General features: G+C 44.9%; 15 protein-coding genes and 1 pseudogene. 11 read left to right on the forward strand and 5 right to left on the reverse strand.

Going from position 1 to position 15,869, the window contains the following annotated elements:
- The first annotated feature begins 211 nt into the window (after positions 1-211).
- The 4 genes and pseudogenes from QT998_RS03815 (at position 212) to QT998_RS03830 (ending at position 1,550) form a co-directional block, all read left to right on the forward strand.
- Positions 212-616: pseudogene (locus tag QT998_RS03815) on the forward strand (DUF4277 domain-containing protein).
- Positions 613-897 (forward strand): hypothetical protein, encoded by a 285-nt coding sequence (locus QT998_RS03820; protein WP_333114210.1) that lies wholly within the window; start codon positions 613-615, stop codon positions 895-897. Before QT998_RS03815 ends, QT998_RS03820 begins: the two are co-directional and overlap by 4 nt.
- Positions 898-1,071, forward strand: a complete 174-nt coding sequence (locus QT998_RS03825; protein ID WP_333114213.1) for a hypothetical protein — start codon at positions 898-900, stop codon at positions 1,069-1,071. It begins immediately after the preceding gene.
- Positions 1,072-1,352: 281 nt separating this feature from the next.
- Entirely contained in the window at positions 1,353-1,550 is a 198-nt protein-coding gene (locus tag QT998_RS03830; protein ID WP_333114215.1) for a hypothetical protein, read from the forward strand.
- A 577-nt stretch (positions 1,551-2,127) separates the two neighbouring features.
- On the opposite strand, the gene QT998_RS03835 is transcribed toward QT998_RS03830, so the two are convergent.
- The 4 genes from QT998_RS03835 to QT998_RS03850 form a co-directional block, all read right to left on the reverse strand.
- The gene (locus QT998_RS03835) at positions 2,128-3,087 is read right to left on the reverse strand and encodes a YegS/Rv2252/BmrU family lipid kinase (RefSeq protein ID WP_333114218.1); all 960 of its coding nucleotides are present in this window, start codon (positions 3,085-3,087) and stop codon (positions 2,128-2,130) included.
- A gap of 301 nt (positions 3,088-3,388) precedes the next feature.
- Positions 3,389-4,231 carry a DUF3891 family protein gene (locus QT998_RS03840; RefSeq protein WP_333217925.1) on the reverse strand — a complete coding sequence of 281 codons (843 nt, stop codon included), beginning with the start codon at positions 4,229-4,231 and terminating at the stop codon, positions 3,389-3,391.
- A 98-nt stretch (positions 4,232-4,329) separates the two neighbouring features.
- A complete protein-coding gene (locus QT998_RS03845; RefSeq protein ID WP_333114222.1) occupies positions 4,330-5,883 on the reverse strand; it encodes a metallophosphoesterase family protein in 1,554 nt (517 codons plus the stop codon).
- 130 nt (positions 5,884-6,013) lie between these two features.
- Complete coding sequence (locus tag QT998_RS03850) at positions 6,014-6,325, reverse strand: hypothetical protein (protein ID WP_333114224.1); 312 nt, start codon at positions 6,323-6,325, stop codon at positions 6,014-6,016.
- Between the two features lie 27 nt (positions 6,326-6,352).
- On the opposite strand from QT998_RS03850, the gene QT998_RS03855 reads away from it, so the two are divergent.
- The 7 genes from QT998_RS03855 (at position 6,353) to QT998_RS03885 (ending at position 15,071) form a co-directional block, all read left to right on the forward strand.
- The gene (locus tag QT998_RS03855; RefSeq protein WP_333114228.1) at positions 6,353-7,915 is read left to right on the forward strand and encodes a type I restriction-modification system subunit M; all 1,563 of its coding nucleotides are present in this window, start codon (positions 6,353-6,355) and stop codon (positions 7,913-7,915) included.
- 8 nt (positions 7,916-7,923) lie between these two features.
- Positions 7,924-8,190, forward strand: a complete 267-nt coding sequence (locus QT998_RS03860; RefSeq protein WP_333114229.1) for a ribbon-helix-helix domain-containing protein — start codon at positions 7,924-7,926, stop codon at positions 8,188-8,190.
- Positions 8,191-8,240: 50 nt separating this feature from the next.
- Positions 8,241-8,498, forward strand: a complete 258-nt coding sequence (locus QT998_RS03865; RefSeq protein ID WP_333114231.1) for a ribbon-helix-helix domain-containing protein — start codon at positions 8,241-8,243, stop codon at positions 8,496-8,498.
- An 8-nt stretch (positions 8,499-8,506) separates the two neighbouring features.
- Positions 8,507-8,812, forward strand: coding sequence for a type II toxin-antitoxin system RelE/ParE family toxin (locus tag QT998_RS03870; RefSeq protein ID WP_333114233.1), 306 nt, complete (start codon positions 8,507-8,509; stop codon positions 8,810-8,812).
- Between the two features lie 182 nt (positions 8,813-8,994).
- Positions 8,995-10,194, forward strand: a complete 1,200-nt coding sequence (locus QT998_RS03875) for a restriction endonuclease subunit S (RefSeq protein ID WP_333114235.1) — start codon at positions 8,995-8,997, stop codon at positions 10,192-10,194.
- On the forward strand, positions 10,191-13,355 hold the full coding sequence (locus tag QT998_RS03880) for a type I restriction endonuclease subunit R (protein ID WP_333114239.1): 3,165 nt from the start codon (positions 10,191-10,193) through the stop codon (positions 13,353-13,355). The genes QT998_RS03875 and QT998_RS03880 overlap by 4 nt, the downstream gene beginning before the upstream one ends.
- A gap of 330 nt (positions 13,356-13,685) precedes the next feature.
- Complete coding sequence (locus QT998_RS03885; RefSeq protein WP_333114242.1) at positions 13,686-15,071, forward strand: hypothetical protein; 1,386 nt, start codon at positions 13,686-13,688, stop codon at positions 15,069-15,071.
- 87 nt (positions 15,072-15,158) lie between these two features.
- On the opposite strand, the gene QT998_RS03890 is transcribed toward QT998_RS03885, so the two are convergent.
- Positions 15,159-15,557 (reverse strand): DUF4342 domain-containing protein, encoded by a 399-nt coding sequence (locus QT998_RS03890; protein ID WP_194010291.1) that lies wholly within the window; start codon positions 15,555-15,557, stop codon positions 15,159-15,161.
- Positions 15,558-15,869 lie beyond the last annotated feature (312 nt).

Raw genomic sequence — 15,869 nt, forward strand, 5'->3', positions numbered from 1 at the left:
CCACATTTTGCAGATATTTAGACAAATTTAATAGTTTTAAATTTGTCGGCATAAAGCCATGAAATCAACATATAGCAACGGTATCAAGTATTTCCAAAAGTATATAATAGAGTCAGGAACACAGGTGTAAAAAATCAGGAATCAGCCCCCAGTCGAAATAAAAGTCCTCAACATAGATCGTTTAGGAATAATAGCCTAAATTATCGATGAAATGGAACTGGTAGAATTAGTGAATAAACAAATCGGTATCAAAGAAAAAGAACTCCTAACTCCCGGACAAGTAATGAAAGCAATGATTTTGAATGGATTAGGATTTTTGAGCGCCCCTTGATACTTATTTGAACAATTTTTTGTCGGCAAAGCAACATCACATCTGATTGGAGAAGGAGTATTACCATCAGATTTAAATGATGACCAATTAGCCAGAGCCTTAGACAAATATTATGCAGCAGGCACAACACAACTATTTACAACAATCGCTATAAAAGCTGCCGAAAAATTTCAAGTAAAAATGAAGAGCATTCATTTGGATGGAACTTCAATGTATGTACATGGGGAGTACGCAAAGCCGTCAGAAAAAGGAGTCAATAAGCCGTTAAGATTGAGTCAGAAGTGAAAATTCAAGAATCATCGCATGAATCAGAGATGAAAACCATAGAACTCAAACATGGATATTCGAGGGAGCATCGACCAGACCTCAAGCAATTTATTGTTGACATGATTTGTACAGGAGATGGAGATGTACCATTATATTTAAAAATAGACTCAGGAAATATCGATGACAAAAGTGTATTTGTAGAGCGATTAAAAGAATTCAAAAAGTCCTGGAATTTTGAAGGAGTAAATGTAGCAGATAGTGCCTTGTATACCAAAGATAATATCATCGCTATGAGATAAATGAAATGGAAAACTAGAGTTCCTTTAACTATAAAAATGGCTCAGGAGGCAATATTAAATATCGCAGCTCACCAATGGACAGAGAGTGAAATATCAGGATATAAAATGGTCGAAAAAGAAAGTGATTATGGAGAAGTCAAGCAAAGATGGTTAATGGTTAATCGTAGAAAGTGAAGCGAGGAAAAAATCTAGTATTGAACAAGTAAATAAGCAAGTAGAAAAACAAAAAGCATCAACCTCTATACGCAAGCTATCCCAGCCAAATGTTGCTTGTGAACCGAATGCTAAAATGGCTCTCGAAAAATTATCAAATTCATTCAAATATCATAAAATTAACCATATTATTTATCAAAAAATAGCCGAATATGAGCAATCAGGTAGACCCAGTAAATTGGTCATAACTACTCAAATAAATTATCGAATAACAGGTGAATTAGAGACTAAATTAGAAGTAAGTGAATCTGAAAAACTGGGCAGGAAGATTTATTTTAGCAACAAACATTATTGACAAGAATGAATTGAGTAAGGAGAGCGTACTCAAAGAATACAAAGCCCAACAATCTACAGAAATAGGATTTAAATTGCTGAAAGATCCGTTGTTTTTTACTTCAAGTGTCTTCGTAAAAAATCCTCAGAGAGTAGAAGCAATTTAACGGTAGAACATCGAAAAATTCTCTCTTGTTTAGGGACAGTCTGTCGTTAATATTATCTGATTATTTAATCAGGGGGATTTGAAGTCAAATTGAGATACTTGTCTAGCCAATCAACTTTATCAACATAATAATTATGGTCGAAAAACCTCTGGATTTATTGGAAGGTATTGTCTGATAAATTGAGCAAGTCATTGTCACAGAAAAACACCTGGATTTAACTTGAGATATTGTCTACTAATTTTCACACAAAATAGAAATTAAACTTAAAAAGGTTAGACTAAAAAAATGCTGGCTTTGATTTTTCAAAAATACCAGTAAGATGAATCACATCTGCTGAATGTGGGTTTAGAGCGCCGAATTCGCCAAATTTTAGAAGCATAAAAATTAAGGTTCGTAGTGAGGACTCTAGTCCTTCTTCGCTAACACTTGAGTTCTGAGGACTGAAGTCCTCACTACAAACCTTATTATGGATTTGTCTAAAAGCTATAGCGGTTCGATCGCGTTGTGAGGTATGCCCACGGAGGCCTATGCCCTATGCCCGACAGCACCTCATATGAGAACTCGAAATACTATAATTCTACTTCAATGTAATTTCGATATCTGCTAAACCGGTGAGTTTTTCCACTGCTTGCTCTTCTTCAACTCGCGGTACAAAAATAGTTAAACCTCCGGGAACGCACTCAATAGTAATCGGAGTCATGCCGAATATTTCACCGTCTACAACTACTTTCTGAGGCGGATCGGCACTAATTTTTACTTTTTTGGCGCGAAAATAACCTATGTCGTCGCGATCGCTCGGATTGCCAGTCAAAGCTGTTTGCAATAGGTGATAAGAAACTGCGATCGCCCCAGCTTGATTTTCAGGCGCAACCAGCGTCACATCCAGCAAGCCGTCATCAAAAATAATCCCCGCCGGGCCTTGAGCTAAAATCGAAGTAGGCGGCGCTGCATTCGCCACCGTGACGGCTACAGCAGTAACGCTGACGATTTTATCTTCTGTCTCGATTTCTGCTTCAAATCTTTCTAGATTGTTTAACTGTTTAATTCCCGACAGAATGTAAGCCAGCATTCCCCAGCGATTCTTCATGTCGCGATCGGCTAATTCGACAGTTTCCGCCTCAAAACCCACGCCAGCTAACAAAACCATCGGCATTTTACCGTTGCAAGTCGCCGCATCCACCACCCGCCTCAACCCTCCCAAAATAGTTTCGCAGGCGGCTTCAACTGTATTCGGAAGCTCTAAAGCATTAGCAAAAGCATTTGCTGTTCCCCGCGAAATAATTCCTAAAGGAATATTTGTGCCGACAATCGCCCCAGCAACTGCTGATAGTGTGCCGTCGCCCCCAGAAGCAATAATTTCGTCAACTCCCCTAGCAACTGCTTCGTGGGCGAGTTGATCTGCGTCTATTTCTGGCGTTGTCAGCACAATATCTAAGTCAATAAACGGCTCTAAAATATCCTGAATTATCGCCAAGTCTTGGTCTGGGTCTCTGTTGCCGGCGACGGGATTAAAGATTAGGCAGGCTGAACGTTTCATAGTTGATAATCGGTAATTGGTAATAGGTAATGGCTGAATTGAAATCATCGATTTTTTTCCGTTTGTATCGAAGTTTCGACCCCATAAATCGCTCTTGGGAGCGAAAACTTAATAACTTAAACAACTACTACAGTCTTCTCTTTTGTAAGTTGCAAGAAAGAAGGAGGCAGAGCCTCCGGATCTGCATTACCAGGCAGAGCCTGGTAACGAGCAATGCCTGGTAACGAGCAATGCCTGGTAACGAGCAACCTGGTAACGAGCAACTCCGAAAACAAACCTCACCTATTTTTCAAAGGTTTGATTAAGACTTGACAAAAGTCCACTCTAACACTTCGCGCGGAGCTTTTGCCAGCGCTTCTTTGATTTCCTCATTGCTGTCAAACTTGACTTTATCTAAGCGGCACGCTTCGACGTTCACCGTAAACTTATCGTCTTCAAAAGGCCAAGGAGTTACAGTTACGAGTTCGTTGCTGTGCTGTAGAATATCGTAGCGCTTTCCGTCGGGGCCGACACTAATTTCTAAAGATCGTTCTCCGGCGGGCAACTCGCGGCTGCACAGAATTAATGATAGCCGATCGCACCACTGGAAAAAAGCATAAGCTGATTCTGCCTCTTCTTTAGAAATTTTCAACTCCTCGCGCCATTTTTTTTGGTTGGCGAGTTGTTCGTCCAAAAAATCGTTTAGTTCCTTCGACTCTCCCCGCTTTCCTTCATTAAGATAGCTCATGTGCATGGAAGTCAACATTGCTACCCACCGCCCCCGATATATAGAAGTCTCCGTCAATCCTTTCATTTTAGGCACTGAAGTTTCTGTGTCCAAGGTAAAATCAAAGGGCGCGCCGGCTTCAGTCAAAATATGCTCTTCCCACTCTTTTTCTAAATCGTCGTGGTGGGAAATCGCGGCTATGGTTTCGTAGAGGCGAATCGGAGATTTCGAGCGCTTCCACTGTCCGCCAAGTTGGGCGGCCAGCAAAGCGTGGGCGCGGTGATAAATAATTTCCCAACCGGTGGCGGTTAAGTTGGCAATCATTGAATTTTTCTCCTGAATTAAGTTGAGTGCAAAGATTAAAATTTTTCCAGTGCGAGACAGAATTTTGAGAGTTTCAAACTTAGGAATTAAGCTTTTTGCTTCGGCAAAACTCAATCCCGATCGCCAACAATGCAATTAGTTCGATCGTTCGGACTCAGTTTTTCATAAAAGTCCGATCGCCCAAGTCGGAACCATCGAACGTAGAAACAAAGTTAAATCACAAAAGGTTCGATCGCGATATCCTGCCATTTGCCCTCAAATCGTTCGACAACCAAAGGTGTGACTCGGAACTTGGGGGGAGTCCCGTCAAGAACATCAATCCGCAAACACGAATAAGGACGGCGTTTGTGGGAACCTTGACCGCTGCGGCCGACAAATAGCAAAGATTCCGCTACCCGCCGGCCGGCTGTTTTGACACCCGGTTCGCGCCCCAACCGATAAGCTTCAGGACTTGATGGTTCCTCCAACACCGGCCCTTCCGGGCGCTGGCGGCGCAGGCTGTGACCGCTTCCCCCGCAAACAATCCAATTAATCCCAGAGTCGCCGTGTCCGGTATCCCCAGTCTTCAGGTGTTCCAGACAGTGGGCGTGGCCGGTCAGCACCAAATCTACTAGCGATCGCCCGCCCGCCACTTCTCCAACTGCATCGCGCACCCCGTCGAGTACCTCGCGCAACCGCAACCGCACGGCCAAAGTTTGAGCTTGATTCCACTTTGTCGCCTCGGTTACGTAGGGGGGATGGTGCAGGTAAATTACCCGCCCCCGCACGTCTGAATCGCGCCAAGAGTCAATCAGTCGCCTTTCGAGCCATTCGAGCTGTTCCACGTCGGTGGCTGTTTTGTCGGAGGACAGTTGTTTGTCAATATCCATCAGCATTTCGTCAACTTGCGCTAATTTGGCGCCCAAGTCGTCTAGCTGTTCGGCTTGTTCTGGAATTTCGGGGTTTAGCCGATCGCACATTTCCAGCATTGCCAATTTTTCTTGTTCCAACTGCTGGCGCTCGATTTCCAAATTCCGGCGGCGAATGTCGCCTTGTTTGGTTTTCGGCAGCGGCAAGGGTTCGTTGAAGGTGTTGGAGTCGAGGGCGAAGAAGTCGATGCCGCCGCTGCGGAAGGTGTAATAGCGGTTGGGTAAGCGGGTAAAGCTTCCGGGTTGGTAGCGGATGCAGCGGCCTGTGCTGGTGCTGGCGGTGTAGTGGGTGTCTAGGTGGCGATCGAGTTCTCCCGGCAATTTGTGAGCCCTCAGGTAGTCGAGAAATGCTTTAGCGTAGGCATTTCCGCGATCGGAACCGTGCCAGCCAACATCGAGATCCAACTTGGTGCCCAACAGCTTCCGCAGCGGCAAAGCTGTTGCCGACAGCAGGCCGTAGACTACGGGCAAGTCGTAATAGTCGTGGTTTCCCGGTACTGGCAAAAACGGAAAGTTAAACACCATGCGATCGTAAGCAATCCGAGAAGGATGCTCGCCGCCGACGATAAATTCTCGGTAGGGGCGAATAAAGTTTTGCAAGTAATATTCGCTGGAACCGACGAGATAAACTACATCCCCCGTGTGGAGGACGAAACGGCAAGTTTCCCGCTGCGAGAGCATTTGCTGGGCAATCTGCCGCTGCGGGTTGTGGCCGCGGTGGTTGCTCGTGCCGCTGTCGCCTGCGACTAAAAATGAAAACTCTGGAGAGTCGCTGGTTTGAGTTTCTAAAACAATCCGAGTTTGGTCGATCGCCCGATCGACTATCGCCTGTTCTTGCCACCGCACCCGCTCGTTCATTTTGCTGATTTTGACTGTTATTCGCGGGTCGGACACGAATTTCACGCCGCCTAGTCTCCCAAATTGCTGAGTTCCTAGTTAATAGTGTAGCGATCGGGCGACTTTTTGCATCTCTCTAAAAGCTGAAAATTCATTTACTTTTCGGGAAACGGCAATGCCGTGTCCCAGCCGTGACTTTTCGGGAAACGGCAATGCCGTGTACCAGCCGTGACTTTTCGGGAAACGGCAATGCCGTGTCCCTACCCCAAAATAATATTGTAGGGAAACGGCATTGCCGTCTCCTGATTTCGGGGCCGTCTCCTGATTTCGGGGCCGTCTCCTGATTTCGGGTAATATTAATTCCGATGCTCAAAGCTTTGATGCGATCGCCCCATCTCTCAACTAAAATAAGAGTTTGTACGAGGCGGTGCTGTTTGTTGTTGCCGAAGACGAGGAAATCCATCAAGAACTTGGGAAAATAACGCCAACAATGCCAGCCAACTATACCGAACTCGAAAAACGCCTTTGGGAAGCAGCCGACGAACTCAGGGCCAACTCCAAACTCAAGCCTTCGGAATATTCCGTCCCCGTTTTGGGGTTGGTTTTTCTGCTCTACGCTGACTATAAATTTGCCCTGGTTTCACAGCAAATTGCAGCCGGCACCAGCAGCAGGCGGCGCACCGTGGGTAAGGCGGATTACCAGGCAAAAGGAGCGCTTTATTTGCCGGAAACGGCGCGTTTTGATTATTTGCTCGATCGCCCGGAAGCAGAGGATATTGGCGGGGCGATTAATGCGGCCATGAAGGCGATCGCCGATGAGAACGAAGAACTGGGCGGCGCTTTGCCTAGAAATTACAACAGCTTGGAAAAACCGATTCTGCGGGAGTTGTTGAAAATCTTAAATCGGATTCCCAGAGCAAATATTACTGAGGATGCCTTTGGGGAAATTTATCAGTATTTCCTGGGAAATTTTGCTCAGAAAGAAGGGCAGAAAGGCGGAGAGTTTTTTACTCCAATTTCCCTAGTAAAGCTGATTGTCGAGGTCATAGAGCCGAATTGCGGGCGAATTTTAGACCCTGCCTGCGGTGCTGGGGGAATGCTGGTACAGAGTGCAATTCGGGTGAGGAATAAGTTAGGATTTGACCCGAATCAAGTTATTAGTGTTTACGGTCAGGAAAAGGTAGACGGAACTGTGAAACTATGCCAGATGAACTTGGCAGTTCACGGGGTTTCTGGTTTGCGAAATATCCGGGAAGGTAACACTTATTATCAAGATATTCACAGCAGCGTGGGTGAGTTTGATTTTGTGATGGCGAATCCGCCGTTTAATGTGAATGGAGTTGACAGAGAAAAGATTAAGGGCGACCCTCATTATCCCTTTGGCGCGCCGACTACCGACAATGCAAATTATCTCTGGATTCAGCTATTTTATACTGCTTTGAATGGGAACGGACGGGCGGGGTTTGTGATGGCAAACTCGGCATCGGATGCGCGGGGCTCGGAGTTGGAGATTCGCCGCCAGTTGATAGAAACCGGGGCGGTGGATGTGATGATTGCGATCGGTTCTAATTTCTTTTATACGGTGACTTTACCTTGTACGCTGTGGTTTTTTGACAGGCGGAAGGTGAAAAGCCCTCGCAAAGATAAAGTATTGTTTGTGGATGCGCGGCATATTTACAGGCAAATTGACCGCGCCCATCGGGAGTTTAGCGAAGCACAGATTGAGTTTATCTCAAATATTGTGCGGCTGTACCGAGGGGAAAAAGCAGAGTTGACGGCTGATGCCGAAATGCTGATTGAAACTTTCCCAGACAAGGTTTATCAGGATGTGGCGGGGTTGTGTAAAATAGCAACATTAGCTGAGATTGAGGCGCAGGGATGGAGTCTCAATCCTGGGCGTTATGTGGGGGTGGCCCAACGTCAGGAGGCGGAGGATTTTGATTTTGCCGCGCGGTTGGAAGAGTTGAATGAGGAGTTGGAAATATTGAATGTTGAGGCGCGGGGATTGGAGGAAACAATTGGTGAGAATGTGGCGCAATTATTGAACTTGTAGGAGTTACCATGAGTATTAGTTTAAAACCCGAACACGAACAATTTATTCAGTCTCAAGTGGCGAGTGGGAAATTTGCCAATCGGGAGGAAGTGATTGATACGGCTTTTCGCTTGTTAGAAAAGCTTCAGGGTGAGTACGAACAATGGATAAAGGAAACGCGGGAGAAGATTGATATAGGGATTGCAGAACTCGATAGAGGGGAAGGATTAGATGGGGAAGCTGTTGTTGCGAGGATGCGAGAGAAATTTAAACAAGCACGTCAAAATAGAAAATGAGTCGTTATCTGATTTCACCTAATTTAAGGATTTTTGGAGGCACTTAGACAATGAATATAACCTTAACAACTGAACAGGAAAACTATGTTAAATCGCAACTAGAAGGGGGGAAATATAACAGTATTGAGCAGTTGATTAGTGAAGCATTGCAATTGCTAGAAAAGCAAAATCGCGCTTCCGAACAGAAGCGTTTAGAAGAATTGAGGCTAAAAATTGCTAGTGGTACTGAGCAAATCGCCAGAGGACAAGTAACTGATGGCGAGGTAGTTTTTGCCCGGTTGCAGGAGAAAATTCGCTCTGATTTTTAGTCGCAACTATGAGTACCTATTCTTTCTCTGATGATGCGATTCGAGATTTAAATGAAATTTGCGAATATATTGCTCGGAATAATTCCAGTGCTGCTAGTCAGCTTTTTGATAGAATTAGAGAGCGATGTAAAGTTGTGGCTGGTTTTCCTAATATGGGAAAAAAATATAGCCAGCTATCTCCTAGTTTACGAGGGTTTATTGTTGACGATTATATCATTTTTTATTATTCCAGGGAAGATGGAATTGATATTGCTCGTGTCGTGAGTGGATATCGGGACTTAGAATCGCTGTTTTCAGAGTTGGATGAGGAATAAAAAGGTATGATATTATGAATTAACTTCGCGTTTTTAGAGCAAATACCAAAGGCGGATGATTTTGATTTTGTGGAACGGTTGGAGGAGTTTAATGAGGAGTTGGAAATTTTGAATGTTGAGGCGCGGGGGTTGGAGGAAACAATTGGTGAGAATGTAATGATATTGTTGGAGCAAATTTAAGTATGATGTTAGAACACACAAGACAAACAGTAAAAATTAAAGATTTAGGAGAAGTCGTAACTGGAACAACACCGCCTACTCAACAAAAAGAATATTTTGGTGGTAAATATCCTTTTATCAAACCATCAGATATAAGTCCCGATCAACGATACATTTTTAAAACTGAAATGACCTTATCTGATGAAGGGTGTGACTACCAGAAACGAAAGTTGCTACCTAAAAATTCTATCTGTGTCGTTTGTATCGGAACAATAGGAAAAATGTGCTTTACGAGTAAACCTAGTTTTACAAATCAGCAACTTAACAGCATTATTGTTGACCAATCTCTATACGAGCCAATATATATTTACTATTTACTGAAAACATATATTACTCATGTTAAACATTTAAACGCAGGCTCTGCTTCTGGCCGTGAAAATGTAAATAAAAGCAGTTTTGGAAATCTTGAAATTGAAGTGCATGAACTCCCGATCCAGCGGAAAATTGCTGCGATTCTGTCAGGGTACGATCGCCTAATCGAGAATAACACACGGCGGATTGAGATATTGGAGGAGATGGCGCGATCGATCTACCGCGAGTGGTTCGTCAAATTCCGCTTTCCCGGCCACGAACAGGTGCAGATGGTAGATTCAGAATTAGGGCTGATTCCTGAAGGCTGGGAGGTTGGCAGATTAGATGACGCGCTAATTCTCCAGAGAGGGTTCGACTTGCCAACTCAACAGCGTAAAGAGGGTAATATTCCAATTTATGCCTCAACGGGAGTTACCGGAACTCATAACGAAGCTAAAGTAAAAGCGCCTGGTGTAGTAACTGGGCGAAGTGGTTCTCTAGGAACTGTAATTTATATTGATAAGGATTTTTGGCCTCTAAATACAACCCTGTGGGTAAAAGAATTTCGTCGGGTTACACCGCTTTATGCCTTCTATTTATTGAGTGATTTGAAGCTAGAACAATATAACTCTGGTGCAGCAGTTCCAACACTAAATAGGAATGATATTCATGGTCGGCCAGTAGTTATACCACCTCAGAAAATATTAGAACATTTGAATCTGTTTGTTAAACCGCTACTTGTCCTCAAGAAGAATCTATTAAAAAGGAGTGATAACCTCCGCCAAACCCGCGACTTACTCCTTCCAAGACTCATCTCAGGCGAAATCGACGTAGAAAACCTCGACATCAAAACCGGAGAAATAGCCGCATGACTCAACCCCACCCCAACTCAGAAGCAGCCCTAGAACTCGAAACCGTCGCCCTCTTTGAAAAACTCGGCTACACCACCGCCAACTGCTACAGCGAATGGAATAGCGGCACCAGCAACCTAGGGCGAGAAACCAGAAGCGAAGTTGTCCTCATCTCCAAACTACAACCAGCTTTAGAAAAACTCAATCCTCACCTCCCCAAACCAGCAATTAACCTCGCCATCGAACAACTAATCCGCGACAGAAACGCCCTCACCCTCGCCAACGCCAACCGCGAAATTTACCACCTCCTCAAAGATAGAGTAACTGTCACCTACCGCAACGACGACGGCGAAGAAATCACCGAAAATGTCACCGTCATCGACTGGAAAAACCCCACAAACAACGACTTTTTCCTCGCTTCCCAATTCTGGATTGCCGGGGAAATGTACACCCGCCGCACCGATTTAATCGGTTTCATAAACGGCATTCCCCTGATATTTATCGAACTCAAAGCCTCCAGAGAAAGAGTCGAACTAGCCTATAAAAATAACTTCTGCGACTACCGAAAAGAAATTCCCCAATTATTTTGGTACAACAGCATCGTTATCCTCTCCAACGGTAGCATCAGCAAAATCGGCAGCCTCACCGCCACCTGGGAGTATTTCTCAGACTGGAAAAAAATCAACAGCGAAGGCGAACAAGGCATCATCTCCCTCGAAACCATAATTCGCGGCACTTGCGACAAAACCAAACTCTTAGATATTGTCGAAAACTTCACCATATTTAGCGAAGAACAAGGCAATCTAATCAAACTCGTAGCCAAAAATCATCAATATCTCGGCGTGAACAATTGCCTGGAAGCCGTAGAAAACATCCGCGAAAATCAAGGCAAACTCGGCGTTTTCTGGCACACCCAAGGCAGCGGCAAAAGCTTCTCGATGCAGTTCTTTTCCCAGAAAATCCACCGCACAATTACCGGAAACTGGACATTTATAATTATCACCGATCGCGACGACTTAGACAACCAAATATATAAAAACTTTGCCAAAACCGGCGCAGTCACCGAACCCGAAAAAACAGTCAGGGCGAACAGCGGCGAACATCTCAAACAACTATTGACAGAAGACCACCGCTATGTATTCACATTAATTCAAAAATTCCGCACCCAAAAAGGCGAAACCTACCCCCAACTTTCCGATCGCCATAATATCATAGTCATCGCCGACGAAGCCCACCGTTCGCAATACGACAGCTACGCCGCCAACATGAGAACGGCATTACCAAACGCCGGATTTATCGGCTTCACCGGCACACCCTTACTCGTCGGAGAAGAAGCCACCAGGCGCGAATTTGGCGACTACATCAGCATCTACAACTTCCGCCAATCCATCGCAGACGGCGCAACAGTTCCCCTGTTCTACGAAAACCGTATCCCGCAACTAGAACTCACCAATAGCGAACTCAATGAAGAGATAGCCGATGCGATAGAATCAGCAGATTTAGATGAGGCCCAAGAGAATAAAGTCGATCGCGAATTTGCGCGGGAATTGCACCTAATAACGCGAGATGAACGCTTAGACGAAATCGCCCAAGATATAGTCGCCCACTTTTTAGGGCGCGGCTACCAAGGTAAAGCAATGGTTGTCTCCATCGATCGCTTTACTGCTGTTAAAATGTATAACAAAGTCCAGCACTATTGGCAACAGTATTTAACCGAATTACAAAACCAACTCATCACCGCCAACACCACCGAACACGAAAACCTAACCGCCCAGATTCAATACATCGCCGAAACCGACATGGCGGTAATCATTTCTTCTTCCCAAAATGAGGAAGAAATCTTTAACAAAAAAGGCTTAACTATCAAACCCCACCGCCAACGCCTCGCCAAGGAAAAACCAGGATTAGACGATAAATTCAAAGATGCGAATCACCCCCTGCGAATCGTCTTTGTCTGCGCGATGTGGATGACAGGATTTGACGCGCCCAGTTGTTCCACTATCTACCTCGACAAACCGATGCGAAACCACACCCTCATGCAAACCATCGCCAGGGCGAACCGCGTATTTGGGGAAAAGACAAACGGGCTGATTGTAGACTATATCGGCGTTTTCCGCGACTTGCAAAAAGCCCTAGCAATTTATGGTTCCGCATCCGGCGGTGATGTCTCCGAAGGCGACACGCCGGTACAATCGAAAGCCGCCTTAGTCGATGAATTGAGAAGTGCGATCGATCTTACCCTACAATTCTGCACCCAACGCGGCATCAATTTTAACAAAATCCAAGCCGCCACCGAAGCTTTCGCCCTTACCAAGCTGTGGAATGATGCTGTCGAACTTATCCTGATAAACGACGATTCCAAACAGCGATATCTAGCACTAACTCAGAACGTTAACAAACTCTACAAAGCGATTCTCCCAGACCCAGCATCTGGCGACTTCAATCCTAGTTTGTATGCTTTTGCTGAAATTACCAAGCGCATCAAAAGTCTAACCCCACAGGTGGATATTGCCGAAGTCAAAGCCGCTGTTGAGGAAATTTTGGACAAATCCATCGGCACTTCAAATTATATCATTCCCGCATCAAATCAACCAATTGACCTCAGCAAAATTGACTTTGAATCCCTCAAAGCCCAGTTTGCATCCGGTTACAAACACACCGAAACAGAGAAACTCAAAGGCATAATTAGCAGCCAACTAACCCAAATGCTGCGCCTCAACAAAAGCCGGATGAATTATCTCGATAAGTTTCAGCAAATGATTGATGAATACAACGCTGGTTCTGGTAATGTGGAAACATTGTTTGCCGAGTTAGTTGAGTTTGCCCAGGAACTAAATATTGAGGATAAACGTGCAATTGGCGAGAATTTATCAGAGGAAGAACTGGCGATTTTTGATTTGTTGACTAAACCAGATATCACCTTAACCGAGAAGGAAAAGCTGGAAGTTAAGAAGGTAGCCAAGGAACTTTTGTCAACCCTCAAACAAGAAAAATTAGTGTTAGATTGGCGCAGGCGACAGCAAACCAAGGCAGCGGTTAAAGTGGCGATCGAGGAAATGTTAGATAAACTGCCCGAAAGCTACTCAACCGCAGCGTACCAGCGCAAATGTCAAGAAATTTACCAGCACGTTTACGAGTCTTATGCTGAGGCCGGACGCAGCATTTACACCGCAGCAGCTTAAACCTGAATAGTCAGCAACCCACAGCTTGTATCAAAATTTCATCAAAACTTTACCAATTTTTATTAGCTTTACTGTAATTTATGATACCAACCGCCCAATTGCCGCCGATCGCCACAAATGCGGAATTTTTAATATTTAATTTCCCGAGCTCCCTTTTCCTACCTCTCCCTCTCTCCCCCTCGCCCCGTCTCCCTCTTTCCCTCTCCCCCTCCCCTCTTTCACCCTAAAATTTGCAATTTTTGAGTCACGAATCATGGCACGATCGCAGCGTGTTTTGATACCATGCAATAAGCGTCCAAGACAATCAGGGAATGCACTGGAGGTGCGTAAATGGAGCTTTTGGGAGAACAAAAACGGTGTTTGGATTGCTTAGTCACGTCGATCGAGCAATTGGGAGGTCGAGCAGACATTCCCAAGCTCGAACAGATAGCTGAGTTAATCATTCAAACGATGAGAGGGCCTTGGCGCTTCTTTCACACGTCGGAACACATTTTTGAGGTTGGGGGGTCAGTCGATCCGATCGAGGTGCTGGCTGCGCTATTTCACGACCTCGTGTACGTGCAAGTCGATCAGGGCGTAAGTTTCAATATTAGCAGCGCCCTTTGTCCTTTTCTCAAAGAAGTGCGATCGCAGTTAATTATTAAAGATGAAACCGAACTGCCCGACGATACCATGTATCAGCTCGTGGCCAGTGTCTTTGGGTTCCTTCCCGGTAAGGCTCTCTCGCCCTTTGGCGGCCAAAACGAATTTTTGAGCGCTGTGATTGCTGCCAAATCTTTAGAGCCTTTTTTGCCAGCTAGTACGATCGCCGAAATTTCCGCCTGCATCGAAGCTACTATTCCTTTTCGTCCGGTGTCGCCCTCGGGTTTCAGCGCGATCGAACTTTTGCACCAGCGGTTAGTAATTATAAATCGCGATTTTGATTTCGGATGGACTGATGCCGAAACTGTAGAAATTGTCAAGCGTTCTGTAAGGCTATCAAATCGGGATGTAGAGAATTTTGCCTCTCCAAATTCCTCTGATTTCTTAGACAATACCTGGAACTTAATGCCGGAAACCAACCACGAATTGAGCAATGTCAATTCCTATACTGTTGGCGGATACCGCGAATCTCTGCAAAAAATGGAAGGATTTTTAAACTTTCTCAAACCCGAACTCGTTTTCCAGCAGTTCATGCAAGAACCGGACGATGAAACCTACACTTACATGATTGCCCAAACACGAAAAAATATCGCCGCTGCCAAACTTTATCTCGGAATCAAACTAATTACCATCGCCATCTTAGAAGCTCTTTCCTACCGTTTGGGCCGCGACATTCCCCTTTCAACGATGATGGGAGAATTGCGCGCACCCGGCTTTAAAACATCGGTTCTAGAGGATTATTTGCCCAACAGACAAATCGCCTACCCCTTAGAAAGTCAGTTAGAAAAAGAGGTTTTAGATTTGTTAGCAATAGGACGCAATCAAGAATCTCCCTATGATATTAAAAACTCCCCCGTAGCTACCTTTATTATCAAATCTATCGGCTTTGCTGAAACTGAAAACTTCCTGAAGAAAGCTCAAGATTTTTTTGCAGAGCGTATTACGTCGGAAGAGTTTCTGTCTTACTGTGCTCCTGATGTCATCGACACCATTTCTTCGGGAGTTATGAAACTCTTTGACAGCAGGAAGATGGCTTTAGGGAAAGTTAAGTTAGCTCACCAAGCTGTTTCTTAGGGTATAGATCAGACGGCGGCTTCAACCAAATTTTATCAAAGGAAGACGGCGGTTGAAACCGCCCGGTCTTCTCACCGCTGATTTTTTTTAATCCGTTCTTTCAATGATGATAGTCAAGTGAGCGACTAATGCACCGATCGCACCTACTGCTGCAATCACAGGAAACAAAGCCGCACCGATTACTCCGCCGACTACTCCCACAGTCAGAGGGACTTCTACTAATATCCGTTCTTCTTCATTTTTGATAATGATGCGGCGGATATTGCCTTCGTGAATCAGTTCTTTAACCTTAGCAACCAAATCGTTGCCGTTAATCTTCAACTCTTCGACGGTAACTTTCTGCTGAGCATAAGCAGGTGTTTCTAAAGGAGTCGTTTCAAAGTTAACCTCAGCCACTTTTTGGGCCGAAACTGTTTTAGATACAGGTGTTGATTCGAGTTCTCTTGTCCCCACCGGTTCTTGTATGCGATCTGTAGGTGTTTCCATTTTTTGCTCTCCTTTTAGCTAAAAAATTTTTTTGTATATGAAGTATCTCGTAAAGATAACACGCAACTTTTTGTCTGTGAATCATTCTTTTGGTTGATATTGCTGCGGCTGGCTCTATTTTTTCTCTTCATCTTTGAGGGCGAAATCCCAAAATTTGTCCTCCGGTGGCTCGATTCTCCCAAGAGGGAAGGAGCAACAAGCAACAAACTCTCCCCCGCTTCGCTTTGCTTGTGCCAATACGCTAACTGTCTGCAGATCGCCGGCCGGCGCGCCCCTATATTAAAACACTCCTAACCCAGACAGCCAAAGGAT

This window comes from Microcoleus sp. S1D4 (assembly GCF_036700765.1).
In the GTDB taxonomy this organism is placed as follows: domain Bacteria; phylum Cyanobacteriota; class Cyanobacteriia; order Cyanobacteriales; family Microcoleaceae; genus Microcoleus.